This is a genomic window from Lactobacillus delbrueckii subsp. bulgaricus (genome assembly GCF_046938665.1).
In the GTDB taxonomy this organism is placed as follows: Bacteria; Bacillota; Bacilli; order Lactobacillales; family Lactobacillaceae; genus Lactobacillus; species Lactobacillus delbrueckii_C.
Map to the genome: position 1 here is coordinate 1 of NZ_JBKZCD010000060.1, position 979 is coordinate 979.

The 979-nt window shown below is 46.3% G+C and carries 1 protein-coding gene; it reads right to left on the reverse strand.

The annotated features are described in order from the left end of the window. Positions 1-979, reverse strand: a 979-nt coding sequence (locus ACLUXO_RS10150) for a mucin-binding protein (protein ID WP_412137443.1), incomplete at both ends; no start/stop codon positions are given.

Below are 979 nucleotides of genomic sequence, written 5' to 3' on the forward strand. Positions count from 1 at the left end.
GCCAGGGTTAGTTGGAGTTACAGGACTTGGATCTACTGGAGTGTAGCCTGGAACATCTGGAATTGGTTCGTTTGGAACTACCTTAGTTGGATCGTTAGGGTCCGTTGGGTAAGTTGGAGTATCCGCACCTGGAATTGGAGTACCGTTAGGATCAACTGGAACAATCTTACCGTTTGGTGAATAAGTTACAGTTTCTTCGACGTCTGGGTTGTCTACAGTTGCAGTCAAACCACCAGCAGTCTTCTTGTCTGCGTGGTAGCCCTGAACAACTGGAGTATCAACAGTGTTGAAAGTCTTTTCGCCAGTCCAGTCAGTGTAGGACAGAACCTTACCAGTTACCTTGTCGATAGTAACAGTCCGAGTGAAGGCATCCTTCTGAGTCACAACGTTGTCAGCTGGAGTCTTGTCACCTGCGCCTACGTAGTGAATAGTTTGACTTGCATCCTTAACCAAGTTCTTCCGGTCAGTTTCTTCACCGTAAACTGGGCTGTTAGGGTCGTTAGGGTTGATCGGTTCGCCTGGAGTTACAGGGTTCGGATCATTTGGAGTGATGGTTTGAGTCTTGTGCTTCAGGTGAACAACGAAGTCGTTGCCAGTCTTCTTGTACACTTGGCTGCCATCAGTGAAGTCGTTTGAGACGAGTTCGTAACCTTGATCTTCGTAGCTCTTGATCTTGTCTTCAGTCTTGTAGTCGATGATTGAACCGATCTTACCAGCCTTCAAATTGTCGCTGTCAAGTTCTACACCAGTAGTGTCATCGATGTACTTGATAGTACCTGAGACTTGGTTGTTGCTGTAAGTTACAGTAACAGTAGTGTCGCCTTGGCCTGGAGTAACTACCAGTGATGAAACATTTGAAATATCAACGTTGTCGTAACCTACTGAGCTTGGGTCTGCTGACTTAACTGCTTCCAAAGTCTTTTCAGTTGGAGTCCATGCACGATCTTTGCTTTCAGTGTCAACCTTGCCATCGTTGTTA